This is a genomic window from Streptomyces sp. NPDC001381 (genome assembly GCF_042895685.1).
Taxonomy (GTDB): Bacteria; Actinomycetota; Actinomycetes; order Streptomycetales; family Streptomycetaceae; genus Streptomyces.
Genome location: NZ_JBIAWO010000018.1, coordinates 39,969 through 66,859, shown reverse-complemented (window position 1 = coordinate 66,859; position 26,891 = coordinate 39,969). Strand labels below are relative to the sequence as shown.

The 26,891-nt window shown below is 73.4% G+C and carries 21 protein-coding genes; 15 read left to right on the top strand and 6 right to left on the bottom strand.

The window, feature by feature from the left end:
* Positions 1-45: 45 nt before the first annotated feature.
* Positions 46-2,214, top strand: coding sequence for an RNA polymerase recycling motor ATPase HelR (gene helR / locus ACFY2L_RS38085; protein ID WP_390824624.1), 2,169 nt, complete (start codon positions 46-48; stop codon positions 2,212-2,214).
* Positions 2,215-2,358: 144 nt separating this feature from the next.
* On the opposite strand, the gene ACFY2L_RS38080 is transcribed toward helR, so the two are convergent.
* The 3 genes from ACFY2L_RS38080 to adhP form a co-directional block, all read right to left on the bottom strand.
* Complete coding sequence (locus ACFY2L_RS38080) at positions 2,359-2,739, bottom strand: hypothetical protein (protein WP_390662469.1); 381 nt, start codon at positions 2,737-2,739, stop codon at positions 2,359-2,361.
* A gap of 70 nt (positions 2,740-2,809) precedes the next feature.
* Entirely contained in the window at positions 2,810-3,142 is a 333-nt protein-coding gene (locus ACFY2L_RS38075; RefSeq protein WP_390662468.1) for a cupin domain-containing protein, read from the bottom strand.
* Positions 3,143-3,185: 43 nt separating this feature from the next.
* On the bottom strand, positions 3,186-4,196 hold the full coding sequence (gene adhP / locus ACFY2L_RS38070) for an alcohol dehydrogenase AdhP (protein WP_390662467.1): 1,011 nt from the start codon (positions 4,194-4,196) through the stop codon (positions 3,186-3,188).
* Positions 4,197-4,370: 174 nt separating this feature from the next.
* Between adhP and ACFY2L_RS38065 the strand changes: the two genes are divergently transcribed.
* Positions 4,371-5,384 carry a 2-hydroxyacid dehydrogenase gene (locus ACFY2L_RS38065; protein ID WP_390662466.1) on the top strand — a complete coding sequence of 338 codons (1,014 nt, stop codon included), beginning with the start codon at positions 4,371-4,373 and terminating at the stop codon, positions 5,382-5,384.
* A gap of 48 nt (positions 5,385-5,432) precedes the next feature.
* Here the strand turns inward: ACFY2L_RS38065 and ACFY2L_RS38060 are convergent, their stop codons facing one another.
* Positions 5,433-7,025: an oleate hydratase gene (locus ACFY2L_RS38060; RefSeq protein ID WP_390824623.1), complete on the bottom strand. Its 1,593-nt coding sequence runs from the start codon at positions 7,023-7,025 to the stop codon at positions 5,433-5,435.
* 620 nt (positions 7,026-7,645) lie between these two features.
* Complete coding sequence (locus ACFY2L_RS38055) at positions 7,646-8,539, bottom strand: universal stress protein (RefSeq protein ID WP_390824622.1); 894 nt, start codon at positions 8,537-8,539, stop codon at positions 7,646-7,648.
* Positions 8,540-8,830: 291 nt separating this feature from the next.
* Between ACFY2L_RS38055 and ACFY2L_RS38050 the strand changes: the two genes are divergently transcribed.
* The 7 genes from ACFY2L_RS38050 (at position 8,831) to narI (ending at position 19,553) form a co-directional block, all read left to right on the top strand.
* Complete coding sequence (locus ACFY2L_RS38050; RefSeq protein ID WP_390824621.1) at positions 8,831-9,850, top strand: Acg family FMN-binding oxidoreductase; 1,020 nt, start codon at positions 8,831-8,833, stop codon at positions 9,848-9,850.
* A 919-nt stretch (positions 9,851-10,769) separates the two neighbouring features.
* Complete coding sequence (locus tag ACFY2L_RS38045; protein ID WP_390824628.1) at positions 10,770-12,017, top strand: nitrate/nitrite transporter; 1,248 nt, start codon at positions 10,770-10,772, stop codon at positions 12,015-12,017.
* A gap of 28 nt (positions 12,018-12,045) precedes the next feature.
* Positions 12,046-12,519 carry a hemerythrin domain-containing protein gene (locus tag ACFY2L_RS38040; protein WP_390824620.1) on the top strand — a complete coding sequence of 158 codons (474 nt, stop codon included), beginning with the start codon at positions 12,046-12,048 and terminating at the stop codon, positions 12,517-12,519.
* A 179-nt stretch (positions 12,520-12,698) separates the two neighbouring features.
* Positions 12,699-16,427, top strand: a complete 3,729-nt coding sequence (locus ACFY2L_RS38035; RefSeq protein WP_390824619.1) for a nitrate reductase subunit alpha — start codon at positions 12,699-12,701, stop codon at positions 16,425-16,427.
* Positions 16,427-18,127: a nitrate reductase subunit beta gene (gene narH, locus ACFY2L_RS38030; RefSeq protein WP_390824618.1), complete on the top strand. Its 1,701-nt coding sequence runs from the start codon at positions 16,427-16,429 to the stop codon at positions 18,125-18,127. The genes ACFY2L_RS38035 and narH overlap by 1 nt, the downstream gene beginning before the upstream one ends.
* The gene (narJ, locus tag ACFY2L_RS38025) at positions 18,124-18,786 is read left to right on the top strand and encodes a nitrate reductase molybdenum cofactor assembly chaperone (RefSeq protein WP_390824617.1); all 663 of its coding nucleotides are present in this window, start codon (positions 18,124-18,126) and stop codon (positions 18,784-18,786) included. Before narH ends, narJ begins: the two co-directional genes overlap by 4 nt.
* Complete coding sequence (gene narI, locus ACFY2L_RS38020) at positions 18,783-19,553, top strand: respiratory nitrate reductase subunit gamma (RefSeq protein WP_390662458.1); 771 nt, start codon at positions 18,783-18,785, stop codon at positions 19,551-19,553. Before narJ ends, narI begins: the two co-directional genes overlap by 4 nt.
* 109 nt (positions 19,554-19,662) lie before the next feature.
* On the opposite strand, the gene ACFY2L_RS38015 is transcribed toward narI, so the two are convergent.
* Positions 19,663-21,402, bottom strand: a complete 1,740-nt coding sequence (locus tag ACFY2L_RS38015) for a GAF domain-containing protein (RefSeq protein ID WP_390824616.1) — start codon at positions 21,400-21,402, stop codon at positions 19,663-19,665.
* A gap of 199 nt (positions 21,403-21,601) precedes the next feature.
* On the opposite strand from ACFY2L_RS38015, the gene ACFY2L_RS38010 reads away from it, so the two are divergent.
* From ACFY2L_RS38010 to ACFY2L_RS37985, 6 genes are all read left to right on the top strand, one after another.
* Positions 21,602-22,720 (top strand): nitroreductase/quinone reductase family protein, encoded by a 1,119-nt coding sequence (locus tag ACFY2L_RS38010; RefSeq protein WP_390824615.1) that lies wholly within the window; start codon positions 21,602-21,604, stop codon positions 22,718-22,720.
* Positions 22,721-22,884: 164 nt separating this feature from the next.
* Complete coding sequence (locus tag ACFY2L_RS38005; RefSeq protein WP_390662455.1) at positions 22,885-23,241, top strand: zinc ribbon domain-containing protein YjdM; 357 nt, start codon at positions 22,885-22,887, stop codon at positions 23,239-23,241.
* A gap of 417 nt (positions 23,242-23,658) precedes the next feature.
* Positions 23,659-25,458, top strand: coding sequence for a SulP family inorganic anion transporter (locus tag ACFY2L_RS38000; RefSeq protein WP_390662454.1), 1,800 nt, complete (start codon positions 23,659-23,661; stop codon positions 25,456-25,458).
* Complete coding sequence (locus ACFY2L_RS37995; RefSeq protein ID WP_390662453.1) at positions 25,455-25,880, top strand: ATP-binding protein; 426 nt, start codon at positions 25,455-25,457, stop codon at positions 25,878-25,880. The genes ACFY2L_RS38000 and ACFY2L_RS37995 overlap by 4 nt, the downstream gene beginning before the upstream one ends.
* 61 nt (positions 25,881-25,941) lie before the next feature.
* Entirely contained in the window at positions 25,942-26,388 is a 447-nt protein-coding gene (locus tag ACFY2L_RS37990; RefSeq protein WP_390824614.1) for an anti-sigma factor antagonist, read from the top strand.
* 151 nt (positions 26,389-26,539) lie between these two features.
* Entirely contained in the window at positions 26,540-26,890 is a 351-nt protein-coding gene (locus ACFY2L_RS37985) for an ArsR/SmtB family transcription factor (protein WP_390662451.1), read from the top strand.
* Position 26,891 lies beyond the last annotated feature (1 nt).

The following is a 26,891-nucleotide window of genomic DNA, read 5'->3' as shown; positions in this document are numbered from 1 at the left end:
CTCATGGGTCATGCGAGGACGTCCGGTCGGATCGGGGCCGATGACATGAACCCTCTGACCACCCGGGCCTTCGACCTTCCCGACCGGCTCTCCGCCAAGGCCGAGCCGGCGCTGATCGCCCGCGACGAGGAGCACTTCGCGGCCCTCGCGCAGTGCCTGGAGCAGACCGTCGCCGAACTGTCCGACCGCCTCGACGCCCAGCGCAGGGCGCCCGGCGGTCTCGGCCGCGAGGCGATGGAGCGGGACCTGGAGATCCACCGGCTCACCGGCCGGCTGCGTGCCCTGCGCCGCTTCGGCCTGGACCTGTGCCTCGGCCACATGGTCGGCGCGGACGACCCCGAGCCCGTGTACATCGGACGGCTCGGCCTCACCGACAGCGCGGGGCGCCGGCTGCTGCTCGACTGGCGCACCCCCGCGGCCGAGCCGTTCTTCGCGGCGACCCACGCCGACCCGATGGGTCTGGCGAGCCGCCGCAGATATCGCTGGACCCGCGGCCGGATCAGCGACTACTGGGACGAGGTGTTCACCGCCGACGGGCGCGAGGGGCATGCCGCCCTCGACGACCAGTCCGCCTTCATCGCCAGCCTGGGCGCCGACCGGTCGGCCCGGATGCGCGACGTGCTCGCCACCATCCAGGCCGACCAGGACGCCGTCATCCGGGCGGGATCCCGGGGCACGCTCGTCGTCGACGGCGGTCCCGGCACGGGCAAGACCGTCGTCGCCCTGCACCGCTCCGCCTATCTGCTCCACTCCGACCCCCGTCTCGGTCACCGCCGGGGCGGTGTGCTCTTCGTCGGTCCGCACCGGCCCTACCTGGCCTACGTCGCCGACGTCCTGCCCAGCCTCGGCGAGGAGGGCGTGCAGACCTGCGTCCTGCGGGACCTCGTCGCCGAGGGAGCCGCGGCGTCGGCCGAGACCGACCCCGAGGCTGCCCGCCTGAAGTCGTCCGCGGACATGGTGAAGGCGATCGAGAAGGCCGTCCGGTTCTACGAGGAGCCGCCCACCGAGGGGATGACGGTCACGACCCCGTGGGCCGAGGTCCGGCTGACCGCCGACGACTGGGCCGAGGCGTTCGGAGCGGCTGAAGCAGGTGTCCCGCACAACGAGGCGCGCGACCTGATCTGGGAGGAACTGGTCACGATCCTGAGGGACAGGCACGACGCCGCCGTCCCGGCCGAGCAGTTGCGCAGGGTGCTGCTGCACGACAGGGAGCTGGTCGAGACCCTCGACCGCGCCTGGCCGCTGATCGAAGCGGCCGATCTCGTCTCCGACCTGTGGTCCGTCCCCGCCTACCTGCGGCTGTGCGCGCCCTGGCTCGACCGCGACGAGGTGCGCAGGCTGCAGCGCGAGGAACCCCAGGCCTGGACGGTGTCCGACCTGCCGCTCCTGGACGCGGCCCGCCGACGGCTCGGCGACCCCGAGGCCGCCCGGCGCAGCCGCCGGCACGCGGCCCTCGCCTCCGCCCAGCGCGAGCGCATGGCACACGTCGTCGACAACCTGATCGAGGCCGTGGCCCGCTCCGGCGCCGACGGTGACGACGGCGAAGGCCTGGTGGCGATGCTGCGCGGCGAGGACGCCCAGGTCAGCCTGTTCGACGAGTCCGAACTGCCCCCCGCCGACCCGGACCTGCTCGCCGGCCCGTTCGCGCACATCGTCGTGGACGAGGCTCAGGAACTGACCGACGCCGAGTGGCAGATGCTGCTGCTGCGCTGCCCCTCGCGGAGCTTCACCGTCGTCGGAGACCGGGCCCAGGCCCGGCACGGGTTCACGGAGTCGTGGCACGAACGGCTCGCGCGGGTCGGGCTCGACCGGATCGACGTGGCCTCCCTGAGCGTCAACTACCGGACGCCGGAGGAGATCATGACGGAGGCCGAGCCGGTCATCCGCGCCGCACTCCCGGACGCCAACGTCCCGACGTCCATCCGCAGCAACGGCGTGCCCGTCCGCCACGGATCCCTCGCGGAGCTGGACGCGATCCTCGACACCTGGCTCGCCGCCCATGCCGAGGGCACCGCCTGCGTCATCGGCGCCCCCGCGTTCCGTGCGACGCCCCGCGTCCGCTCCCTCACCCCGGAGCTGTCGAAGGGCCTCGAGTTCGACCTGGTCGTCCTCGTCGACCCGGACCACTTCGGCGAAGGCATCGAAGGAGCCGTCGACCGCTACGTGGCGATGACCCGCGCGACCCGCGAACTGGTCGTCCTCACGAGCTCCTGAGCCCACCCGGGGCGCGGCGGCCGGCCGGTGCGGACCGCGAGCCGCGGGTGCGGCGCCCGCCCGCCGCGTTCCGAGGGGGACCCGCCGGCACACCGCGGGCCCGGCCGGTGAAGGTCACCGGCCGGGCCCGCGCTCACCCACGGCTCACGCCGAACGGGGGGCGCCGCCCCGCCACGGGGGTGCCGCCGTCCGGTGGCCGGTGTCCCAGGCATGGACGGCCTTCTCGGTCTGGCGGCGCAGCCGGTCCTGGAGCTGGTCGACGAGTTCGTGGCCGGTGGCCGCCTCGGCGAGGACGACCACCTGCCGGCCGCCGACGCGCAAGTCGGCGGTGGCCGACCAGGGGCGGTCGGCATGGTGCGCGGTCGCGCGCACGAGGCGCACCTCGCCGGCCACGGCGGGCAGTCCCGGACGGGCGACGACGGCGTCGACCTTCGCGCGGGCGTAGGCCAGGATCTCGTCGTCCACGGGACCGTCGGAGCGCAGCAGCACGGTGGTGACGGTGGTCCGGGTGTCGTTGCTGGTCATGTCGGATTCCTCTGGAGGGGATGGTGGGCCGCGGCGGATCCCGGCGTGGCACGACCGCCGGTCCGCCCGGTCAGCCCGATCGGGCGACGGTGAGCAGGACAGCCGCGTCCTCGATCGCGTGCAGTCCGTGGCGGGCCTCGGGGATGGTGATCAGGTCTCCGGTCCGGCCCTCCCAGGACGCGTCGCCGCTGGTGAGCCGCACGTGTCCGCGCAGCACCAGCAGCGTGGCGTCGCCGGGGCTCTCGTGCTCGGCGAGGGAGGTGCCGGCCGTCAGGGCGAGGACGGTCTGGCGCAGCGCGTGTCCGTGACCGCCGTGGACGGTCGTGGCACTGCGTCCGGAGGTGGCCGCCGAGGCGCGGTCCAGATGCTCGCGGGCCAGTGCGTCGAGGGAGAGCTTGGGCATGGCTTCCGGTCTCTCAGGAGGCGAAGGAGTGGGATCCGGCGGCTCACATCTCGAAGACGATGCGAGCCTTGATCTGCCCGTTCAGGACCTCGGCGATCGACTCGTTGACGGTGTCCAGCGGACGGGTCTCGTAGATGACCTTGGTGCGTCCGGCGGCGTGCAGCTGGAACACCTCCTCCAGGTCCTGCCGGGTGCCGACGATCGAGCCGATGACGGACGTGCCGTTCAGCACGGTGTCGAAGATCGGCACCTGGATGGTCCCGCCGGCGGGCAGGGCGACCATGACCAGCTTGCCGCCGCGCCGCAGACCGCCGTAGACGGCGGCGAACGCCTGCTCGTTGACGGCCAGCGCGATGGCCGCGTGGGCGCCGCCGTGCCGCTTGAGCACCTCGGCCGGATCCTCCTTGCGGGCGTCGATGAGGATGTCCGCGCCGAGTTCCCGGGCCAGTTCGAGCTTGTCGTCGGTGACGTCGATCGCCGCGACGGTCGCACCGGCGATCTTGGCGTATTGCACCGCCAGATGGCCGAGCCCGCCGACGCCGGAGATCGCCACCAGCTGGGTCGGACGGACGCCGGCGACCTTGAGCGCCTTGTACGTGGTCACGCCGGCGCAGGTCAGCGGGGCGGCGTCGCGCGGGTCGATGCCGTCGGGGACGGGCGCGGCGAAGTCGGCGGGGGCGAGCATCTTCTCGGCGTACCCGCCGTCCACGCTGTAGCCGGTGTTCTGCTGCTGCTCGCAGAGCGTCTCCCAGCCCGACAGGCAGTGCTCGCACCGCCCGCAGGCCCAGCCCAGCCAGGGCACGGCCACCCGCTGCCCGAGCTCCAGATGGGTCACCCCGTCCCCGAGGGCCTCGACGACGCCGACGCCCTCGTGGCCGGGGACGAAGGGCGGGGTGGGCTTGACCGGCCAGTCGCCGTGGGCGGCGTGGATGTCGGTGTGGCACAGCCCGGACGCCTCGAGACGGATGCGGACCTGACCGGGGCCGGGCTCCGGATCGGGGCGCTCCTCGATGACGAGCGGCTCGCCGAACGACCGGACGACTGCTGCCTTCATCAGATGCTCCTTGGGACTTGTTCGGTGCGGTGCGACTCAAGAGTCGGACGAAGCCGGGAGTGACGGCAGGTCCCCAACGTCCTCGCCGGAGGGGCCACCCGGCCCCGGGACCGTGGCGACCGGCCCTGCCCGTACGGTGGTGGGGTGATCAACCACCCCGTGGGAGGAGACCACATGGAGATCGTCGCGTACGGCGTCCTCGCGGACGAGGAGCCGTTGCTGCGCGCCGCGTTCGACCGGGCCTTCGCCGGCCGCCACGAACTGCGCTGTCTGCGACTGTTCCTCAACCGGGACACCGCGCCGACCGCGGCCGGCCACGAGGTGGTGCTCAGCAGCGTCAACGACACCCTGGACAAGGAGGTGCTGAGCGCACTCGCCGAGGGCGGCACCAGGATGATCGCCCAGCGCGCCACCGGCTACAACAACATAGACCTGACGGCGGCCGGGGAGCTGGGGCTGACGGTGGCCCGGGTGTCGTTCTACTCGCCGTACTCGGTCGCCGAGTTCGCCTGGGCGCTGGCGCTCGCCGTCGACCGGCGGATCGTACGGGCCGCGCACCGCACCCGGGAGTTCGACTTCCGGCTCGACGGGCTGATGGGCCGCGACCTGCGCGGCCGGACCGCTGGAGTGGTGGGCACCGGCAAGATCGGCGCCGCGTTCGCCCGGATCGCGCACGGCTTCGGGATGCGGCTGCTGGGCTGGGACGTCGCCGAGAACCCCGACTGCCTGGCCCTGGGCATGGAGTACGTCGAGCGGGAGCGCCTGTTCGCCGAGGCGGACCTGGTCAGCCTGCACGTGCCGCTGCTGCCGGACACCCACCACCTGGTGGACGCCCGGATGCTGGCGCTGATGAAGGACGACGCGATCCTGGTCAACTCCAGCCGGGGCGGGCTGGTGGACACCGACGCCCTGCTGGAGACCCTGCGCGCGGGACGGCTGAGCGGCGTGGGCCTGGACGTGTACGAGGAGGAGGCCGGGGTGTTCTTCCTCGACAAGTCCCTGGAGGTGATGACGGACGAACGCCTCGCCCGCCTGATGACCTTCAACAACGTCCTGGTCACCTCCCACCAGGCGTACTTCACGCGGGACGCGGTCGGCCAGATCGCCGAGACCACCGCGGCCAACGTCACCGACCACCTCGCCGGCCGGAGCGGCGACAACACCCTTGTCCGGCCGCCCGCGGGCTGAGCCGCGCGAGGCCCGTGCGCGGCGGCCGGACAAGGGAGGGGCGGCACCTCAGGCCAGCGCGGCCCTGAGCACGTCGAGGGCGGTCCCCGGATCCGCCAGGGCGTGGTGGATGCCGGGGATCTCCCGCTGGTCGAGGCCGAGCAGGTCGTAGACGGCGTGCATGGCGCCGCGCACCGAGTACTCCACGGTGAAGACCACGTCCTCCGGGATCTCGGTGTACTGGCCGAGGAAGGCGAAGTTGGCGGCTCCGCGCGGAATGACCAGGGGCCGGTCGTGGACAGTACGGGGGGCGAACTGGCTGGTGATGTACGGCATCATCACCGGGATCACGGTGGTGGTCGCCGCCACCTGCTCCTCGATGTCCCGCATCCCGAGGTGGCCGAGCAGCTCGGTGAGGATCTCCCGGCCGGTGGCCCGCGCCATCGGCTTGCCGACGAAGTCGCCGTCACGGTCGACGAACAGGCCGTAACCCCACACCGTGCAGACGTCCTCGGGCTGGTTCTCGAAGTGCGGGGCGTGCGGCACGACGATCGACATCAGCCAGTTGGAGTCCTTGAACGTCATCAGCGCGCCGGTGCCGGGCAGGTTGCCGGACAGCTCCTTGATGCGGTGCAGGAGCAGCGGGCTGCGCAGGGTGAGGGTGAAGGACTCCCACTTGGCCTCGTCCACGTTGCCGTTGAAGGCGGTGGGCCGGCCGAAGTCGTCGGCCTTCGCGGCGATGGTCTCCCACAGCCGCCACCCTCCGTCACGCTTGTCGCGGACCAGCTCGGGCGCGGTGGTGTCGCTGCCGTACGCGGCGTCGGCGGTCATCGATCCCAGGGTGAGGAACGCGTGGTCGGCGCCGGTGAGGTCGTACGTGTCCGGCTGTCCGGAGCGGTCGAGGTGCAGACGGGTGACCCGGCGGGTGCCGTCGGGCTCGGTGGCGAAGTCGACGTCGGTGACGCGCACACCGTGCTCGAAGAGCACGCCCCGGTCCGTCAGCCAGGTCCGCAGCGGGCGGATGATCGAGTCGTACTGGTTGAGACGGGTGCGGCGCACCCCGGACAGGGTGTGCATACGCGGGAACTCCTGCATGAAGCGCAGGAAGTAGCGCTTGAGCTCGATGGCGCTGTGCCAGTTCTGGAAGGCGAAGGTCGTGCGCCACATGGCCCAGAAGTTCGTGCCGAAGAAGTGCGGCGAGAAGAAGTCCTCGATCCGGCGGGCCCCGATCACCGACTCGGGCAGCACCAGCAGGCGCGTCAGTTCCAGGCGGTCGCGGGTGTCGAGGCCGTAGTCGGAGGCGTCCAGGATCGTGGCGCCCTCGCCGATCAGACGGGCCTTGGCGTCGGTGGGCCACTTGGCGTTGAACTCGGTGATCTCGTCCCGTACCGACACCGTCTCGTCGGTGAGCGTGGGGATCGTCTCCAGGAGGTTCCACAGGCAGGTGTACGCCTCCTCCTCCAGCATCCGCCCGCCCCGGGTGACGTACCCGGCGGGCTCGCCGCTTCCGTCCATGGAACCGCCGACGACGGGGAGTTCCTCGAGGACGTGGATGTTCTCGCCGGGGTGGCCGCCGTCGCGGATCAGGAAGGCGGCCGCCGCGAGGGAGGCGATGCCGCCGCCGACCAGGTAGGCATGGGACTGCTGCGGAGCGTCTGACATGACGTCCCTCCGTTCTGCCGCCCGGATCTCGCGGGCGGCCGACAGTGATTCAGGAGTGCCGCGCGCGGGGTACGCGCCGCGGGCCAGCGGGTGCGGGGCACCTGCCGCGGGGGTGCGGATCGGGGGTGCGGGCGCTCGCCGGGGTCGGTGGTGCGGGTGCGGGCGCCCGCCGGGGCCGCGGATCGCGGCGGGCGGGGTTCCTGACGGAGGCGCGGGATCACGGGTGCGGCGCGTCTGCCGGGTGTGGGGGCTGCCGCGTGCGGAGCACCGGCCGCGGGCCGGTCCCGCGGCTGCCGGACACCCGCCGTGGTCCGGTGCGCGGGGTGGCCGGCCCCTGCCCGGTCCGGGGTGGTGGGTGCCCGCCACTGCCGTGGTCGGGATCCGCCCCGTGTCCCGGCACGTGCCGCGGTTCCAGGGGTGGGCCGCCGACGCCCGCCGGAGTGCGGTGTGGCGGTGCCGGCGTGACCGGGGGTGGTGTGGTGCCCATGGGAATCAGTCGACGTGTGAGGCGGCGGGGGCCGGCAGGGGCCGGACGGACCCTGCCGGGGGCCGAGGGGGGCGGGTCCCCCGGCGGGGGGCGCGCGTCCCAACGGGGCGCGCCCCGGGACCCGCCCGCCCGTTCACTCGTGCGGGACCACCGCGACCGGTGCTGCGGCGTGGTGCAGCACGGCGTGGGCGACGGGCCCGATGCGGGTGCCCACCGGGGTGCGGCGGACGCGCCGGCCGACGACGACCAGCGAGGCGTCGGCCGCGGCGTCCACCAGATGGCGGCCCGCGTCGCCGACCGCGGACTGCTCGACGACCTCCACGCCCGGGTACTTCGCACGCCATGGAGCCAGGACCGACTCGATGACGCTCGTCTCCTCGCGGACCGGCAGGTCGAGCGCCGGGTCCACGGGCAGGCCGTAGGCGAGGTACGGCGGCAGGCTCCAGCCGTGCACCACGCGCAGCCGGGCCGTGCGGCGGGCCGCGGCCTCGAAGGCGAAGCCGATGACCGCGTCGTCCGCGTGCTCGCGGTCCAGGCCCAGGACGACGTCCCGGTACGGCGTGGCGGCCGACGCACGGCCGTCGGCGTCCGGCTGGTGCTCGTCCTCGGGACGGGCGCCGGAGCGCACGAGCACGACGGGCCGTTCGGTCTGCGCCGCCACGGCGAGCCCGACGGAACCGACCAGGAAGCCGGTGAGACCGCTCAGGCCCCGGGAGCCGATGACCAGCGGGTCGGCGTCCGCGGAGGCCGACAGCAGCGCGGTCACGGGAGGCCGCGGCACCTGCTCCGAGGTGATCCGCAGGTCGGGGTGGAGGGCGTGCAGCTGTTCGGTCGCCTCGCGCAGCACCCGCCCGCCCCAGTGCCGGTGCGCCGTGTCGTCGGGCACGGGCTGGGCCTGCGGCTGCCAGTCCCAGGCGTGGACCAGGTGCAGCGGCAGGTCCCGTCGTTCCGCCTCACGGGCGGCCCACCGCATCGCGGCGAGGCTTTCGGGGGAGCCGTCCACTCCGACGGTCACGGTGCGGGGCATGGCGAGGACCTCCTGGGGAAGGGGTTGGGGCCGCCGGCGGCGACCTGGTGTCACGGTGTCAGCGGGGACGTACGCGGCAGTAGGGCCTATCGGCCCGGGGTCGTGGTGGCGTCGGTCCCCGATGACCGGGCAGGTCGGGCCGGACGGGCGGGCCGTGGGATCCCCGGCGCCGCCCGGCGGGGGGCTGAGGCCGTATGGCGTACCGGCCGGGGCCGGTCAACCCTCGCCCGCGCGGGGAGGGACGACGGAAGGTGGGCGGTACAGGGGAGAGCCGCGCGGAGGAGAGCCGTCATGCAGACCCGGGAAGTCGACGCCGCAGCCGTCCAGTCCCTGCTGGCCGCGGCGGTGGCGGCGCCGTCGATCCACAACACGCAGCCCTGGCGGTTCGGGCTGGACCCGGTCACCCTGACGCTGGAGGTCCGCGCCGACCGCAGGCGGACGCTGCCGATGACCGATCCGGACCTGCGCGCCCAGCACCTGTCGGTGGGCGCGGCGGTCTTCAACCTCCGGGTGGCCGCGGCCCACCTGGGCTGGGAACCGCTGGTCCGGCTGGTGCCCGCCGCGGACGATCCCGACCTGCTGGCCACCGTGCAGCTGACCCGGTCCGGCGAGGACGGCCCGGACCCCCTGGGGCACCTGTACGACGTCATCGAGCGCCGTCACACCAGCCGGATGCCGTTCACCGGCCGCCCGGTGCCGGAACCGGTCGTGGCGGAGATGATCGGCGCGGCCCGTGCGGAGGGTGCGCATCTGGAGGTGCCCGACATCCTGGGCACCCGGCGCCTGCTGCACCTGACCCACGCGGGCGAACTCCGCAACGCCTCCCACCCGGGCCGCACGGCCGAGGCGCGCACCTGGCTCACCGCCCCGGGCCGGGACGCCCCCTACGGCATCCCGGTGGCCGCTCTCGGGGCGCTGGACGCGTCCGGACGGATCCCGATGCGGGACTTCACCGGCCGTCTGCCCGTGCCGCAGCTGCCCGCGCTGCGCTTCGAACGCCACGCCCAGGTGGCGCTGCTGTGGACGGTGCGGGACCGGCGCGAGGACTGGCTGCGGGCGGGCGAGGCGCTGCAGCACGTGCTGCTCACCGCCACGGCGCACGGGGTGCGCACCTCGATGCTGCACCAGGCGATGGAGTGGACGGATCTGCGGGCGGCGACGGTCGGGTCGAGCCGCCGGTGCCCCCAGCTGCTGATCCGGTTCGGCTACGGCCACGACGGCGGCCGCACTCCGCGCGCGTCCGCACCCGCCGTGTCCCGCGCCGGCACCGGCCCGGCACCCTCCACCGCGCCCACCCCCTTCACCACCTGACCGCCCCGCCCGCCGGGCCGAGCCGCCCTCCGGCCGACCTGGCCCCGCCCCGTGGGGCCGTCCCGTCCTCCTCCTGACCGCCCCGGCCCGTGAGGCCGTGCCGTCCTCCGGCCGACCTGGCCCCGCCCGTGGGGCTGTGCCGTCCTCCGGCTGACCGCCCCGCCAGTGGGACCGTGCTGCCCTCCGGCCGACCTGGCCCCGCACGTGGGGCCGTGTCGCCCTCCGGCTGACCGCCCCGCCCCGCGGAGCCGTGCCGTCCTCCGGCTGACCGCCTCGCCCGTGGGGCCGTGCCGTCCTCCGGCCGACCGCCCGCCCCGCGGGGCCGTGCCGTCCTCCGGCTGACCGCCTCGCCCGTGGGGCCGTGCCGTCCTCCGGCCGACCGCCCGCCCCGCGGGACCGTGCCGCCCTCCGGCCGACCTGGCCTCGCCCGCGGGACCGTGCCGCCCTCCGGCCGACCGCCCCCGCCCGCGGGACCGAGCCGCCCTCCGTGGGGCCGTGCCGCCCTCCGGCCGACTTGGCCTCGCCCGTGGGACCCTGCTGCCCTCCGGCCGACCGCCCGCCCGCGGGACCGAGCCGCCCTCCGCGGGGCCGTGCTGCCCTCCGGCCGACCTGGCCCCGCCCGTGGGACCGTGCCGCCCTCCGGCCGACCTGGCCCCGCCTGCGGGACCGAGCCGTCCTCCGGCCGACCTCGCCCCTTCCCCGGTGCCGCGAGGGCACGGGGCCGAGGGAGGGGAGGGGACGGACGGATCCCGCCCCCTGGGACCGTCCGGCCGGGGGCAGGGACCCATGGCCCATCCCGCCGGGCTGTCCGGGCGCGGACAGTGGGGGAGGAGGTGCCGGTCCGTGGACGGAGGTCCGCGGTCGCCGTGCGACCCCGTGTCACAGGACTACCGTGAGTAAGAGCGAAGGGACGGACACCATGGTCCGGTCGTCGACGTCGGAGAGCGACAGGGCGGTCGCGGGTGCCCCGGTACCCGGCCGTGCCTGGCTGATGCTGGCCCTGGCCACCGTCGGGTTCGCCGTGAACTTCTGGGCGTGGGCGCTGCTCAGCCCGCTCGGCCCCCGCTTCAAGGACAGCCTCGACCTGTCGTCGTTCCAGCAGTCGCTGCTGGTGGCGGTGCCGGTGGTGGTCGGTTCCCTGGGCCGCATCCCGGTCGGCGGGCTGACCGACCGGTTCGGCGGGCGGGTCATGTTCCCGATCGTCTCGGCGGCCACCATCGTGCCGGTGCTCTACCTGGGCCTGGCCGGGCACTCCTCGCTGACGGCCCTGCTGGTCGGCGGGTTCTTCCTCGGCATCGGCGGCACCGCCTTCGCCGTCGGCGTGCCCTTCGTCAACGCCTGGTTCCCGCCCGAGCGGCGGGGTCTGGCCATCGGCGTCTTCGGCATGGGCATGGGCGGCACCGCGATCAGCGCGCTCACCACGGTGAAGCTGGTCGACGCGAACAGCATGTCGACCCCGTTCCTGATCACCGCGGCCGTGCTCGCGGTGTACGCGGTCGTGGCGGCGCTGGTGCTGCGGGACGCCCCCGGACGCACCGTGCCGACCGAGCCGCTGACCCGCCGTCTGGCGGCCACCCTCAAGCTGGGCGTCACCTGGCAGGCGTCCGCGCTGTACGCGGTGGCCTTCGGCGGCTACGTCGCCTTCTCCGTCTACCTGCCCACCTACCTCAAGACCGGCTACGGCCTCACCCAGGCCGACGCGGCGAACCGCATGGCCGGATTCGTGCTGCTGGCGGTGGCGATGCGCCCGATCGGCGGCTGGCTGTCCGACCGCGTCGGACCGGTACGGGTCCTGGCCGGCACGCTCGCGGTGGTGCTGGCCGGAGCGGTCGCGCAGTCCTTCACGCCGTCCCTGGCGCCGGTGGGCACGATCGCCTTCCTCGCCATGGCCGCCGCGCTGGGCGCGGCCAGCGGCGCGGTGTTCGCCCTGGTGGCGCTGCTGGCCCCGGCGAACAAGGTCGGCTCGGTCACCGGTGTCGTCGGTGCGGCGGGCGGCCTGGGCGGCTTCGTACCGCCGCTGGTGATGGGTTCGCTCTACGGCGCCTACGGCTCGTACGCGATCGGCCTGGTCCTGCTGGGCGTGGTCGCCGCGGCGGCGCTGACCTTCACCGAGACCGGGGTGCGGCACGCGCTCACCCGCCGCGCCCCCGCCGCCCCCTCCCACTGATCCGGCACAGCGGAACCGGAGTCCTTCGATGTGCGAGTACTGCGGCTGCCAGTCGGTGGCCACGATCGACGAGCTGACCCGGGAGCACGACGCGGTCGTCACCCTCATCAGCCACGTCCGCGACGCCCGGCGCGACGGGGACACCGCCGCCATGGCCGGACTCGCCCGGCGCATCACCGCCGTCCTGACCCCGCACACCCGGGTGGAGGAGCACGGGCTGTTCCCCGCGATGGCCGTGGAGTTCCCCGACCACATCGCCGACCTGGAGGCCGAGCACCGCCGTGTCGAGGCGGTGCTGGCCGAGGCGGCCGACGGAGTGCCGGAGGACCCGTCCTGGCCGGACCGGCTGCTGGAGGTGCTGGACCTGCTGCGCGACCACATCCTCAAGGAGCAGGACGGCGTCTTCCCGGCCTCTCTGGCGACCCTGTCGACCGAGCAGTGGGAAGCCGTCGAGGCGGTCCGCGCCCGAGCGGGCAGCGCGCTGTCCCGCCCCGCCGTCTGACGGCCCGTCGGCCGCCCAGCGGCCGAGGCGAGGCGGACCGGCCGGGGGACTCCTCGGGCCCTGTGCGCGTGTTGACGGCGTGACGGTTGACCTTCCGGGGGACGGCGGTCGTAGAGTCGAATCCGGTCAGAACCGATCACGACTCGAACGGGCCCGCACGCCCGGAAGCGGAGTGTCGCGTGAGCACGGAGACCAGCGCGGAACGGGCACGGCCAGGTTGGGACGGCGAGCTGGCGGAGGCGCTGGTGCGCTCCCGCCGGTTCTTCACCAGGGCGGAGGTCTCCGAGGACCTGCGCACCCTGCACCGGAAGGGCGGCCGGGAGGCGGACGAGTTCTACCGTGACCGCTGGTCGCACGACAAGGTGGTGCGGTCCACGCACGGTGTGAACTGCACGGGTTCGTGCTCGTGGAAGGTGTACGTCAGGGACGGCATCATCACCTGGGAGGCGCAGCAGACCGACTACCCGTCGGTCGGCCCGGACCGTCCCGAGTACGAGCCGCGGGGCTGTCCGCGCGGAGCGGCCTTCTCCTGGTACACGTACTCGCCCACCCGGGTGCGCTACCCGTACGTGCGCGGCGTGCTGCTGCGGATGTACCGGGAGGCGAAGGCCCGCCTCGGGGATCCGGTGGCCGCCTGGGCGGACGTCGTCTCCGACCCCGAGCGCGCCCGCCGCTACAAGCAGGCGCGCGGCAGGGGCGGCCTGGTCCGCGCGAGCTGGGACGAGGCGACCGAGATGGTCGCGGCCGCGCATGTGCACACGATCAAGAAGTACGGCCCGGACCGGCTCGCCGGGTTCTCCCCGATCCCCGCGATGTCGATGGTCTCCCACGCCGCGGGCGCCCGCTTCTACTCCCTGCTCGGCGGGGTGATGCTCTCCTTCTACGACTGGTACGCCGATCTGCCGGTGGCCTCGCCGCAGGTGTTCGGGGACCAGACCGACGTACCGGAGTCCGGGGACTGGTGGGACGCCGGCTATCTCGTCATGTGGGGCTCGAACCTCCCGGTGACCCGCACCCCGGACGCGCACTGGATGGCGGAGGCCCGCTACCGCGGCCAGAAGGTCGTCGCCGTGTCGCCGGACTACGCGGACAACGTGAAGTTCGCCGACGAGTGGCTCGCGGCCCGCCCCGGCACCGACGGGGCGCTGGCGATGGCCATGGGGCACGTGATCCTCAAGGAGTTCTTCGTCGACCGGCCCACCCCGTACTTCACCGACTACGTCCGGAAGTACACGGACCTGCCGTTCCTGGTCACCCTCGACGAGGCCGACGGCGAGCCGGGCACCTTCACCCCGGGCAAGTTCCTGACCGCCGCCGATCTCGGCGGCGAGCACACCGCGACGGAGCACGCCGAGTTCCGCACGGTCCTGCTGGACGCGCGCACCGGGCAGCCCGTGGTCCCCAACGGAACCCTGGGCGACCGCTACGGCGAGGCCGGCGCCGGCAAGTGGAACCTCGACCTCGGCGACACCCGGCCCCTGCTGTCCGCCGAGGGCGGCGACGAGGCGCCCGTGGCGGTGGCGCTGCCCCGCTTCGACGCCCCCGACGGGGGCGCGGGCCGGCTGACGCGCGGTGTGCCGGTCCGCCGGGTGGCCGGGCGCCGGGTGACCACCGTGTACGACCTGCTGCTCGCCCAGTACGGGGTGCCCCGCGCCGGCCTGCCCGGCCGGTGGCCCACGGGATACGACGACGCGGACGAGCCGTACACCCCCGCGTGGCAGGCCGCCGTCACCGGGGTGGACGCCGGGAAGGCGACGAGGATCGCACGGGAGTTCGCCGCCAACGCCGAGGAGTCCCGCGGCCGCTCGATGATCGTCATGGGGGCGGGCACCAACCACTGGTTCCACTCCGACACCATCTACCGGGCGTTCCTCACCCTGACCACCCTGACCGGCTGCCAGGGCGTCAACGGCGGCGGCTGGGCGCACTACGTGGGCCAGGAGAAGGTCCGCCCCATCACCGGCTACTCGGCGATCGCGACCGCCTCCGACTGGAGCCGCCCGGCCCGGCAGATGATCCAGACCGCCTACTGGTACCTGCACGCCGACCAGTTCCGCTACGACCCCTTCTCGGCCGACACCCTGGCGGCGGCCGGTCCGGGCACGGGCGGCCCGTTCGCCGGGAAAAGCACGGCGGACGTGATCGCGCAGTCGGCGCGGATGGGCTGGATGCCCTCGTACCCGACCTTCGACCGCAACCCCCTCGACCTGGCGGACGAAGCCGAGGCCGCCGGCCGCCCGGTCGGCGAGCACGTGGTGGACGAACTGAAGGCGGGGCGGCTGCGGTTCGCGGGCGAGGACCCGGACGCACCCGAGAACTTCCCACGGGTACTGACCATCTGGCGGGCCAACCTGCTGGGCTCCTCCGCCAAGGGCAACGAGTACTTCCTCAAGCACCTGCTCGGCACCGATCACTCGGTCCGGGCGACCGAGGCGCCGCCGGACGCCCGCCCCCGGGACGTGGTGTGGCGCGAGGAGGCCCCCGAGGGCAAGCTCGACCTGCTGCTGACCCTCGACTTCCGGATGACCAGCACCACGGTGTTCTCCGACGTGGTCCTGCCGGCCGCCACCTGGTACGAGAAGCACGACCTGTCCAGCACGGACATGCATCCCTTCGTGCACGCCTTCAACCCGGCGATCGCGCCACCGTGGCAGACCCGTACGGACTGGGACGCCTTCCACACCATCGCCGAGGAGTTCAGCCGCCAGGCCGCCGATCACCTGGGCGTCCGCAAGGACGTGGTCGCCGCCGCGCTGCAGCACGACACCCCGGACGAGATGGCCAACCCGCACGGCCGGGTGTTCGACTGGAAGGCGGGGGAGTGCGAGCCGGTCCCCGGCCGCACGATGCCGAAGCTGGTGACGGTGGAGCGCAACTACGCGGCCGTCGCCGACAGGATGAGCGCCCTCGGCCCCCTGCTGGACACCCTGGGTGCGACCACCAAGGGCGTCACTTTCAAGGTCGACCGCGAGCTGGAGTATCTGCGGCACAAGAACGGCACGGTGCGCGGCGGAGCGGCCGACGGGCGGCCCTCGATCGCCCGCGACACGCACGCCTGCGAGGCGATCCTCGCCCTGTCGGGCACCACCAACGGCCATCTCGCCACGCAGGGCTTCCATACTCTCGAAGCCCGCACGGGCACCCGGCTCGCGGACCTGGCCGCCGAGCACGAGGGCAAGCGGATCACCTTCGCCGACACCCAGGCCGCCCCCGTCCCGGTCATCACCTCCCCGGAGTGGTCCGGGTCGGAGACGGGAGGGCGCCGCTACTCGCCGTTCACCGTCAACGTCGAGCGCCTCAAGCCCTGGCACACCCTCACCGGGCGCCAGCACTTCTACCTCGACCACGACTGGATCACCGCGCTCGGCGAGCAACTCCCGGTCTACCGGCCACCGTTGAACATGCACGTCCTGTTCGGTGAACCGGGCCTCGGAGAGGTCGGGGAACTCGGGGTGACCGTGCGCTACCTCACCCCGCACAACAAGTGGTCCATCCACTCCGAGTACCAGGACAACCTGTTCATGCTCTCGCTGTCCCGGGGCGGGCCGACGATCTGGATGAGCACGCAGGACGCGGCCAAGGTCGGGGTGAAGGACAACGACTGGGTGGAGGCGGTCAACCGCAACGGGGTGGTCGCCGCCCGCGCGGTCGTCTCGCACCGCATGCCGGAGGGCACCGTCTACATGCACCACGCCCAGGACCGCCTGATCGACGTGCCCCGCACCGAGACGACCGGCCGACGCGGCGGCATCCACAACTCGCTGACCCGCCTGCTGATCAAACCCAGCCATCTCATCGGCGGCTACGCCCAGCTCTCCTACGCCTTCAACTACCTCGGCCCGACCGGCAACCAGCGCGACGAGGTCACCGTCATCCGCCGCCGCGCCGACCAGGAGGTGGAGTACTGATGCGTCTGATGGCCCAGATGGCGATGGTGATGAACCTCGACAAGTGCATCGGCTGCCACACCTGCTCGGTCACCTGCAAGCAGGCGTGGACCAACCGCACCGGCGTCGAGTACGTCTGGTTCAACAACGTCGAGACCCGCCCCGGGCAGGGCTATCCCCGCCGCTACGAGGACCAGGACACCTGGAAGGGCGGCTGGGAGCTGAACAGCAAGGGCCGCCTCGCGCTGAAAGCGGGCGGCCGGTTCAAGAAGCTGATCCAGATCTTCTCCAACCCCGTGCTGCCGTCCCTCGACGACTACTACGAGCCCTGGACCTACGACTACGAGACCCTGACCAACGCCCCACTGCAGGAGCACACCCCGGTCGCCCGCCCCAAGTCCCTGATCTCCGGCAAGGACATGAAGATCTCCTGGTCGGCGAACTGGGACGACGACCTCGGCGGATCCGCCGCGACGAGCGAGAAGGACGTCCTGCTCGACCAGGTCTCCGAGAAGATCAGGTTCGAGTTCGAGCAGACCTTCATGTTCTATCTGCCGCGCATCTGCGAGCACTGCCTCAACCCGTCCTGCGCGGCCTCCTGCCCCTCCGGCGCCATCTACAAGCGGGAGGAGGACGGCATCGTCCTGGTCGACCAGGACCGTTGCCGGGGCTGGCGGATGTGCGTGACGGGCTGCCCGTACAAGAAGGTGTACTTCAACCACCGCACCGGCAAGGCCGAGAAGTGCACGTTCTGCTTCCCGCGCGTCGAGGTCGGTCTGCCCACCGTCTGCTCCGAGACCTGCGTCGGCCGGCTGCGCTACATCGGCCTGGTGCTCTACGACGCCGACAAGGTGCTGGAAGCCGCCTCCACCCCCGAGGACACGGACTTGTACGAGGCGCAGCGGCAGGTCTTCCTCGACCCCGACGACCCGGACGTCATTGCCGCGGCCGAGAACGCGGGCATTCCCCGCGACTGGATCGAGGCTGCCCAGCGCTCCCCGATCCACGCCCTGATCAACACGTTCAAGGTGGCGCTGCCGCTGCACCCGGAGTACCGGACGATGCCCATGGTCTGGTACATCCCCCCGTTGTCCCCGGTGGTCGACGCCGTCCGTGACACCGGTTCCGACGCCGAGGACCACCGCAACCTCTTCGCGGCCGTCGACGCCCTGCGTATCCCCGTCGACTATCTTGCGCAGCTCTTCACCGCCGGCGACCCTGCCCCGGTGGACGCGGTGCTGCGCCGTCTTGCCGCCATGCGCGCGTACATGCGCGACATCAACCTCGGCCGCGAACCGGACGACGCCATCCCCGAGGCGGTCGGGATGACCGGCGAGCAGGTGTACGACATGTACCGGCTGCTGGCCCTGGCGAAATACGACGAGCGGTACGTCATTCCCCCTGCGCACGCCGAACAGGCCCACAAGCTCGAAGAGCTCGCCACCGAGTGCAGCCTCGACTACGAGGGCGGTCCCGGCATGGGCGGCTCCGGCCCGTTCGGTGAAACGTCCGGCGGCGCGGCGCCCATCGCCGTGGAGAACTTCCGCGCGCTGCGCGACCGCCAGACCTCCGACACTCCGGCCACCCCCACCGACAAGGCCACCCGCGTCAACCTCCTCAACTGGGACGGCAAGGGTTCCCCGCCCGGCCTGTTCCCGGACGAGCCCTCCCGCCGCGGTGCCGACGCGGACAGCAGTGGAGAGGCCGACCCGAAGCCATGAAGAAGAAGACCCAGCGCACCGTCCGCACCGAGCCCTGGCACCCCCTCGCCTGGCAGGCGCTGTCCCTGCTGCTCGGCTACCCCGACGAGCAGTTCGAGGAGCGCCTGCCGCTGGTCGCCCGGGTTGCCGGCACGCTGCCCGATCCGGTCGCCCGCCCCCTGCTGCGCTTCACCGCCCATGCCGAGCACACGGCTCCGGCGGACTTGGCCGCGGCCTATGTCGCCACCTTCGACCACCGCAAACGCTGCTGCCTCTACCTCACCTACTACGCGCACGGCGACACCCGCCGGCGCGGCCTCGCCCTGCTGCGGCTGAAGCAGACGTATGCCGAAGCCGGATGGCGCCTGGGCGATGACGAACTCCCCGACCATCTCGCCGTCGTCCTCGAGTTCGCCGCCACCGAACCGGCCGCCGGCGCGCGCCTGCTCAGCGAACACCGGGCCGGCCTGGAGCTGCTGCGCCTGGCCCTCGACGACGACGGCTCACCCTGGGCACCCGTGCTGGACTCCGTCTCCGCCACGCTGCCCGCCCTCGCCGGTGACGAACGCGAGGCCGTCATGCGCCTCGCCGCCCAGGGCCCGCCCGAGGAGCAGGTCGGCCTCGACCCGTACGCATCCCCCGTGTTCCTGCCCGACCCCGTCGTAGGAGGCCCCCGGTGACCGCACCCGCGCAGTCCCTCACCCTGGCGGCCGAGACCGGCACCGGCGGCATCCTGCTGTGGGTCGTCCTGCCGTACGTGGCCCTGGCCGTCTTCGTGCTGGGCCACATCTGGCGTTACCGTTACGACAAGTTCGGCTGGACCACCCGCTCCTCCCAGCTGTACGAACGCCGGCTGCTGCGCATCGGCAGCCCGCTGTTCCACTTCGGCATCCTCGTCGTGCTCCTGGGCCACATCGGCGGCCTGGTCATCCCCAAGAGCTGGACCGAAGCGGTCGGCATCAGCGAGCACACGTACCACATCAGTGCCGTTGTCCTCGGCACGATCGCGGGCGTGGCCACCGTGGGCGGGCTGGCCGTCCTGATCTACCGGCGCCGCACCGTCGGCCCGGTCTTCTCCGCCACCACCCGCAACGACAAGGCCATGTACGTCTCGCTGACCGTGACCATCGGTCTGGGGCTGGCTGCCACGGTGGCCGCGAACGTCGTCGGCGGGGGATACGACTACCGCGAGACCATCTCCCCGTGGTTCCGTTCGATCTTCTACTTCCAGCCCGACCCCGGCCTGATGACCGGTGCCCCGGTGCTGTTCCAGGTGCACGCGGTCAGCGCGCTGCTGCTGTTCGCGTTCTGGCCGTTCACCCGGCTCGTGCACATGCTCACCGCGCCGCTGGGCTATCTGACCCGCCCGTACATCGTCTACCGCAGCCGTGACGTCCGGCTCGGCACCAGGGCCCCGCACCGCGGCTGGGAGCGGACGGGGTCCTGAGCGGCCGGCCGGCGCCGGGATCGACCGTGGGGCCTGACGGGCCCCGCGGTGAGGGCCTGTCAGCCGGCCGGCCCGGAGCGCCCGGACGGCGACGGCTCGTCAGCCGCGCTCAGACGGTCCTCCGCGGCCGGAGCGGTACCGTCCACTCCACGACGGTGCCGGTGGGATCGTTCGACGCGACGGTGAAGGTCCCGCCGAGGTCGGTGGCGCGCCGGCGCAGGTTGTCCAGGCCGCTGCGCCGGGTGACGGCCGGGTCGACGCCGGACCCGTTGTCGGCGACCCGCAGGTGGAGCCGGGTGCCGTCGGTCTCGGCGGTGACGTCCACGGCGGTGGCGCGAGCGTGCCGGGCGGCGTTGGAGAGCGTCTCGCGCAGCACCGCCAGCACCTGCTCGGCGTACTCGGCGGGTACGTCGGTGTCGAGCAGGCCGGTCATGCGCAGGGCCGGGGCGAAGCCGAGCGTCTCGGTCGCCTGGTCCGTCTCGGCCAGCAGTTTCGAGCGCAGGCCGCCGCGCCCGTCGGAGCGGTCGCGTTCGTGCAGCGCGTAGATCGTGCTGCGCACGGTCTTGATGGTGTCGTCGAGGTCGTCGACCACCCGCTGGACGCGTTCGGCCACCTCCGGCCGGTCGGACATGCGGCCGATGACGGAGTTCAGCGTCAGCCCGGACGCGAACAGCCGCTGGATGGCGAGGTCGTGCAGGTCGCGGGCGATGCGGTCGCGGTCGGTCAGCACCAGGAGGTGCTCGGCCTCGCGCCGGTGCTCGGCGATCTCCAGAGCCAGCGCGGCCTGGTCGGCGAAACCGTCGATCATGGTCATGACGGCCTCGGAGAACTCCGTGCCGCCCGGCAGGTTCGCGACCTGCAGCACGCCGCGGACATGCTCGCCGCCGCCCAGCGGAAGCAGGAAGCCGGGCCCCAGGTCGATCTGCGCGGCGGAGCCGCCGCCCGCCTGCGGCTCGTCGGAGAGCGCGCCGCTGGTGATCCGCTCATTGGAGTGGTAGACCTTCGCCGCCAGCGTGGTGGCGGGCAGCACGAGCCCCCGCACCCGCTCGGCGCCCACACCGTCGGCGGCCTCGATCACCAGCTCCTCGGTGCCCTCGAACGGCACCGCCAGCGTCACCAGGTCGGCGCCGGACAGGGCCCTGACGGTGACGGCGATCTGTTGCAGCACCTGGCCGGTGCCGGTGCCCGACAGCAGGCTGCGGGTCAGTTCACTGCTCGCCGCGAGCCACTGCTCCCGGCGGCGGGTGTCCTCGTAGAGCCGGGCGTTGTCGATGGCCACACCGGCCGCGGCGCCGAGGGTGCGCAGGACGGCCTCGTCCTCGTCGTCGAACTCCGCGCCGCCGCGCTTGTCGGTCAGGTACAGGTTTCCGAAGACCTTGTCGCGCACCCGTACCGGCGCCCCCAGGAACGTGGTCATCGGCGGATGTCCCTCGGGGAAGCCCACCGAGTCGGGGTGCCGGCCCAGGTCCGCGAGGCGCAGCGGCTCCGGGTGCCGGATCAGCAGCCCCAGGATGCCGTGGCCCTCGGGGTAGGGGCCGATCTCCTTGATGGTCTCCTCGTCCACCCCCACGGTGATGAACCGCTTGATCCGTCCTTCCTCACCCAGCACCCCCAGTGCCCCGTACCGGGCGTCCACGACGGACACCGCGGACTCGGTGATCTGTCGCAGGACGACGTCGAGGTCCAGGTCGGAGCCGATGGCGAGGACCGCGTCGAGCAGCGTGTGCACCCGGTCCCGGGTGGCGCGGACCTGGGCCACCTGGGCCTGCAGGCCCTCCAGCAGCTCGTCCAGCCGCAATTGGGGCGCCGCCGGAGCGGCTTTCCGACCCTTTGCCGGACTGTCCGTCATCGCCATTCCCTCCCGAGGATGCCAGGGGCACGTTCTCATCATGCCCGAACGGCTCTGGCCGCACGCGAACGCATGTGTTAGCAGCAGGCGGTCCCACCAGCCCCGACGCCGTGCATGACCCGCGACACATGCTGTTCGGCCGTGCCGCGCGGCCGAACGGCCCTGGCCGGGCCGGGGCGACCGCGCGGACGCTGGGACCATGGACGCAGGAAGCATTCCGGCGAGCGGCCCGGCCACCGTGACGCCCCGGCCGCCGCGGGTGAACCGCGTGGTGCTGGCGGTGCTGAGGTCACGGTGGCACGCGGCCCTGCCCGGTCTGTGCGCGCTGACCTTCACGGGACGCCGCAGCGGGCGCCCGGTGACCCTGCCCGTGCAGTGCGCGCACGAGGGCGACCAGCTCGTGATCCTGGTGGGCCGCGCCGCCGGCAAGCGGTGGTGGCGCAACTTCACCGAGCCCCGTGCGGTCCGGGTGCTGCTCGAAGGGGCGGCCCACGAGGGCACGGGACGCCTGGTCCCGGCGGGGCATCCGGGCCGTGCCGGGGCGGAACGGATCTACGGCCGACGTCGTGCCCGCACCCGGATCGGCGCCGACGACCCCCTGGTCGTGATCACCTTGACGTCCGGCCGTCCTCCCGGCGCGCGGCCCGGACGGGAAGGCCCCGCGGCGGTCCCGCCGGATCCGGCGGGACGGCGGCTGTGGGCGCGGTGGTGGCGCTGGACGACGCTGGGGGAGGCCGCCGGATTCTGCGTTCCCGCCGCGGCGGCGGCCGTGATCGGTGACGCCTCCGCGGCGATCGGGTGGCCGGTGCTGCTGGCGGCGGGGGCGGCGGAGGGAGCCGTGCTGGGCGCCGCTCAGGCCCATGTGCTGCACGGGGTGCTGCCCGGCCTGCGCCGGGGCCGCTGGGTGTCGGCCACCGCGGGGGCGGCGGCCTGCGCCTGGCTGCTGGGTCTGCTGCCGTCGGCGGTGCTTCCCCGGGTCGGATTCTGGCCGGTCGCGGCCGGCCTGGCCGTGGCCGACGGGCTGCTTCTGCTGCTCAGCCTGGGGACCGCCCAGTGGTGGGTGCTCCGTCGTCATGTCACCGGCGGCGGCATGTGGATCTGGGCCACCGCCGCCGCCTGGCTGGCCGGGCTGGCCGTCTTCTGCGCGGTGTCCATGCCGTTGTGGCACCCGGGCCAGTCTCCCCTGCTGATCGCGGCCATCGGCGTACTCGCGGGGATGCTCATGGCGGCCACCGTCGCCGCCGTCACCGGAGTGGCGCTGGTCCGCCTGACCCGCCGCTCGGCGGAGCCCGGTGCGACGCCGGGCAAGCTCGCCTGAGGACCGCCGTCGCCGCGCGCGCCACCGTGGGGGCCGGGCGCTGTCGCCGGCGACGGCGGTGGCCCTGTCGCCGGGCGACGGCGGTGGGGGTGGCTCCGGGAGGGCGTCGGGCGGTGCCCTCCGCGCCGGGCCGGGGCGGGGAGCCGGCCGGATACGCTGGCGGAATGATCGAGAATCCTCCTCCCTGCCCCCAGTGCTCGTGCGAGTACACCTACGAGATGAACGCCCTGGTGGTGTGCCCGGAGTGCGGCCACGAGTGGATGCCCGCCGAGGGCGCCGGGGACGCCGTCGGCCCCGCCGGGCGCGTCGTCCGGGACGCCGTCGGCAACGTGCTTCAGGACGGTGACGCCGTGGTCGTCGTCAAGGCCCTCAAGGTCAAGGGCAGCCCCTCCGGCATCAAGGCCGGGACGAAGGTGCGGGGCATCCGGCTCGTCGACGGGGTCGACGGCCACGACATCGACTGCCGGATCGACGGCTTCGGCGCCATGCAGCTGAAGTCGAGCGTGGTCAAGAAGGCCTGACCTGCCCCACGGGCGGGTTTTCAGGGCGTCGGCCCGCTGCTGAGTTGCCGATTTTCGCAATTGGTTAGATGCTGTGATCGCTGTGCCCGTAGGTAGCCGCGGGCGCGGCCCCGCGCCCTGCCCTGACGCAGGGCGCGCCGACTGTGCCCGGCGACGCCGTTCGCGGTGGACCGCGACGGACCGCGAACGGATCGCCGGGATGATGAATTGCAAAATTTAGCAATTGGTTAGATGCTTTGTTTGTTGCGCCCGCAGCGACCGGCGCCGGCGCAGCGCCCCCGCGCAACCGCGCGGGGTGCGGTTCCAGGGAAGTCGAGGAGTCGTGTCGGTTCCGACGTACCAGGCCGAGGCCGCGTTCTTCCGCGAGCGGCAGGGCGAGCCGCCGGCCGGGCCGCGGGAAGCAGAGGGCGTCGCGCGATGACCTCGGGGATCAGCCGGGCCCTGGCCCGGATCACCTCTCTCCTGCCGGGCCGCGCCGATCTGGCCGACCTGCGGCGCGACCCACGACGGGATCTGCTCGCGGGTCTGACCGTGGCGATCGTCGCGCTGCCGCTCGCACTCGGCTTCGGGGTCTCCTCGGGGCTGGGCGCCGAGGCGGGCCTGGCCACCGCCGTCGTCGCGGGCGCGCTGGCCGCGGTCTTCGGCGGATCGAATCTCCAGGTGTCCGGGCCGACCGGCGCGATGACGGTCGTCCTCGTGCCGATCGTCGGCGCGTACGGGCCGACCGGGGTGCTCACCGTCGGACTGATGGCGGGCGTGATGCTCGTGGCGCTGGCCGCGCTGCGGGCCGGCAAGTACATGCAGTACGTGCCCGCTCCCGTGGTCGAGGGCTTCACCCTCGGCATCGCCTGCGTGATCGGGCTGCAGCAGATCCCGAACGCGCTCGGGGTGCCCAAGCCGGAGGGCGACCGTGTCCTGGTGGTCACCTGGCGGGCCGTCGCGCGCTTCGCGGAGGCTCCCAACTGGACGGCGGTGGGCTTCGCGGTGGCCGTCGCCGTGGTGATGCTCGTCGGCGCCAGGTGGCGGCCGACCATCCCCTTCTCCATCGTCGCGGTCATCGCCGCGACCGTGGTGGCACAGGCGGCGGGCCTGGACGCTGCGAAGCCGATCGGCGCCCTGCCCTCCGGGCTGCCCGTCCCGTCCTTCTCCTTCCTCGACCCGGGAGCCCTCGGCTCGCTGCTCACCCCCGCCGTCGCGGTCGCCGCCCTCGCCGCCCTGGAGTCCCTGCTGTCGGCGTCCGTCGCCGACGGCATGACCGTCGGCCAGCGGCACGACCCCGACCGGGAGCTGTTCGGGCAGGGCCTGGCCAACATCGCCGCCCCGCTGTTCGGCGGCGTCCCCGCGACCGGCGCGATCGCGCGCACCGCCGTCAACGTCCGTACGGGGGCGTCCTCCCGCCTGGCCGCCCTCACCCACGCCGCGATCCTCGCCGTCATCGTCTTCGCGGCCGCACCCCTGGTGTCCAGGATCCCCCTCGCGGCCCTGGCCGGCGTCCTGCTGGCCACCGCGATCCGCATGGTCGAGGTCGGCTCCCTGCGGGCCATGGCCAGGGCCACCCGATCCGACGCGGTGGTCCTCGTCCTCACCGCGGTCGCCACCCTCGCCCTGGACCTGGTCTACGCCGTGATGATCGGCCTGGCGGTGGCCGGATTCCTGGCCCTGCGGGCGGTGGCCATGCAGGCCCGCTTCGACCAGGTCCCGCTGGACCGCGGCGACCACAGCGCCGAGGAACACGCCCTGCTCGCCGAGCACATCGTGGCGTACCGCATCGACGGACCGCTGTTCTTCGCGGCCGCGCACCGCTTCCTGCTGGAGCTGACCGAGGTCGCGGACGTCCGGGTGGTCATCCTGCGCATGTCGCGGGTGTCGACGATGGACGCCACCGGCGCGCTCGTCCTGAAGGACGCGGTCCAGAAGCTGCGCCGGCGCGGCATCCTCGTCCTGGCCTCCGGCATACGCGCCGGCCAGCGGCAGGTCCTGGACTCCGTCGGCGCCCTGGACCTCCTCGAACACGACGGGCGGGAGTACGCCACCACGCCGGAGGCCATCCGAGCCGCCCGCGACCACCTGGAACGCTCCGGGGTCCTGTCGCCCGCGGCCCACCGGCGGACGACGGTCCCGACCGCCGCGAAGTCCACCGCGTCCCCCGACCGCCTGCCCGACGACGCGTCCCCCACGGCCCTGCACGGGGCCGGCTCACGGAGGGAGAACCGATGACCGCCGGTCTCGAGACGCTGCCCCACCGGCACGTGCTCACCGTGCCCAGTGAACCGTCCGCCGTCCGCCTGGCGCGACAGACGGCCGAACAGGCACTGGTCGAGTGGGGCATCGGCCTGCGCCACCCCACGGTGGACCCGGCGCTGCTGATCCTCAGCGAACTGGTGACCAACAGTGTCCGGCACGCCGCCGCGCTCTCCCCCCAACTCACCGTGGTCTACGCGGCCGGTGCCGACTGCCTGGCCTTCGCCGTGCACGACCGTCACCCCTACCAGCCCTCGCTGTACGGGGCGGTCGGCGGATCCGGCGCGGGCGGACTGGGCACCGTCATGGAACTCGTCGTCACCCTGGGCGGCACCGCGGTGGTCCGAGGAGACGCCGACGGCCGGGGCAAGAGCATCTGGATCTCCCTCCCCCTCTGACTCGCGCTCCGGCCGCAGCACCGACGTCCACCACCCGACCCAGGCAAGGAAGTGCCCCCGTATGACCATCGACTGGCGCTACACCGTCCACGACGGTCTCGGCGTCCTCTCCGTCGCCGGACACCTCGGCCCCGAGGCCGTGCGCCGCTTCGGCGGAGCCGTCGGCTGGGCCCTGACCCGCGGCACCGGTCCGGTCGTCGTCGACCTCACCGAGCTGCGCGGCTGGTCGGCGGAGGGGCAGCTGGCCATCGCCGACGCCGCCCGCCGCCTCGCCGAGGCGGGCCGCGCCCTGGAACTGGCCGCGATCCCCGCCGACGGCTCGCTCGTCCCGGCCGGTGACGGACCGCCCGTCCCGGTCCACGTCGACCGGGCGGCGGCGCTCGCCGCACACCGGAGCGGGCGGCGGGCGGAACGGGGCGAGGAGCGCCAGGAGTGGCGCACCACGGGCTGGCCGGCGGACGGACCCGCCCCTCGGGCGGCAGGACAGGCGGGTCTGAGTAATTGCTAACGTTGGCAATTCCAGAGGTCATCGCACGGGAACCGGTGGCCCGGCGTCCCGGCACGGATCCGGCGCAGCCGGTCGCGCGGGTGAGGACGGGCCGCATGTGCAGGACGAGTGGGTGGATACCGTGCTGTTGTCGCGGGGAGGAGGCGGGCCGGTGAGTACGCCGCTGTACCAGTTGAAGGCCGAGTTCTTCAAGACGCTCGGGCATCCGGCCCGCATCCGGGTCCTGGAGCTGCTGAGCGAGCGCGAGCACGCGGTCGCGGAGATGCTGCCCGAGGTGGGCATCGAGCCCGCGCACCTCTCCCAGCAGCTGGCGGTCCTGCGCCGGGCGAACCTGGTCGTGACCCGCAGGGAGGGCTCCACCGTCTACTACTCCCTGACCAGCCCGCACGTCGCCGAACTCCTGCGGGTCGCCCGCACGATCCTGTCCGGCGTCCTGACCGGCCAGGCCGAACTGCTCGCCGACCTCCAGGCGGCCCGCGGCCCGTCCGAACCGCCGTCGTGAC

What these genes read in the sequence shown, in the direction of transcription:
- helR (WP_390824624.1), top strand. Translation starts at nt 46, where the DNA reads ATGAACCCTCTGACCACCCGGGCCTTCGACCTTCCCGACCGGCTCTCC.
- ACFY2L_RS38080 (WP_390662469.1), bottom strand. Translation starts at nt 2,739, where the DNA reads ATGACCAGCAACGACACCCGGACCACCGTCACCACCGTGCTGCTGCGC.
- ACFY2L_RS38075 (WP_390662468.1), bottom strand. Translation starts at nt 3,142, where the DNA reads ATGCCCAAGCTCTCCCTCGACGCACTGGCCCGCGAGCATCTGGACCGC.
- adhP (WP_390662467.1), bottom strand. Translation starts at nt 4,196, where the DNA reads ATGAAGGCAGCAGTCGTCCGGTCGTTCGGCGAGCCGCTCGTCATCGAG.
- ACFY2L_RS38065 (WP_390662466.1), top strand. Translation starts at nt 4,371, where the DNA reads ATGGAGATCGTCGCGTACGGCGTCCTCGCGGACGAGGAGCCGTTGCTG.
- ACFY2L_RS38060 (WP_390824623.1), bottom strand. Translation starts at nt 7,025, where the DNA reads ATGTCAGACGCTCCGCAGCAGTCCCATGCCTACCTGGTCGGCGGCGGC.
- ACFY2L_RS38055 (WP_390824622.1), bottom strand. Translation starts at nt 8,539, where the DNA reads ATGCCCCGCACCGTGACCGTCGGAGTGGACGGCTCCCCCGAAAGCCTC.
- ACFY2L_RS38050 (WP_390824621.1), top strand. Translation starts at nt 8,831, where the DNA reads ATGCAGACCCGGGAAGTCGACGCCGCAGCCGTCCAGTCCCTGCTGGCC.
- ACFY2L_RS38045 (WP_390824628.1), top strand. Translation starts at nt 10,770, where the DNA reads ATGGTCCGGTCGTCGACGTCGGAGAGCGACAGGGCGGTCGCGGGTGCC.
- ACFY2L_RS38040 (WP_390824620.1), top strand. Translation starts at nt 12,046, where the DNA reads ATGTGCGAGTACTGCGGCTGCCAGTCGGTGGCCACGATCGACGAGCTG.
- narH (WP_390824618.1), top strand. Translation starts at nt 16,427, where the DNA reads ATGCGTCTGATGGCCCAGATGGCGATGGTGATGAACCTCGACAAGTGC.
- narJ (WP_390824617.1), top strand. Translation starts at nt 18,124, where the DNA reads ATGAAGAAGAAGACCCAGCGCACCGTCCGCACCGAGCCCTGGCACCCC.
- ACFY2L_RS38015 (WP_390824616.1), bottom strand. Translation starts at nt 21,402, where the DNA reads ATGACGGACAGTCCGGCAAAGGGTCGGAAAGCCGCTCCGGCGGCGCCC.
- ACFY2L_RS38010 (WP_390824615.1), top strand. Translation starts at nt 21,602, where the DNA reads ATGGACGCAGGAAGCATTCCGGCGAGCGGCCCGGCCACCGTGACGCCC.
- ACFY2L_RS38005 (WP_390662455.1), top strand. Translation starts at nt 22,885, where the DNA reads ATGATCGAGAATCCTCCTCCCTGCCCCCAGTGCTCGTGCGAGTACACC.
- ACFY2L_RS38000 (WP_390662454.1), top strand. Translation starts at nt 23,659, where the DNA reads ATGACCTCGGGGATCAGCCGGGCCCTGGCCCGGATCACCTCTCTCCTG.
- ACFY2L_RS37995 (WP_390662453.1), top strand. Translation starts at nt 25,455, where the DNA reads ATGACCGCCGGTCTCGAGACGCTGCCCCACCGGCACGTGCTCACCGTG.
- ACFY2L_RS37990 (WP_390824614.1), top strand. Translation starts at nt 25,942, where the DNA reads ATGACCATCGACTGGCGCTACACCGTCCACGACGGTCTCGGCGTCCTC.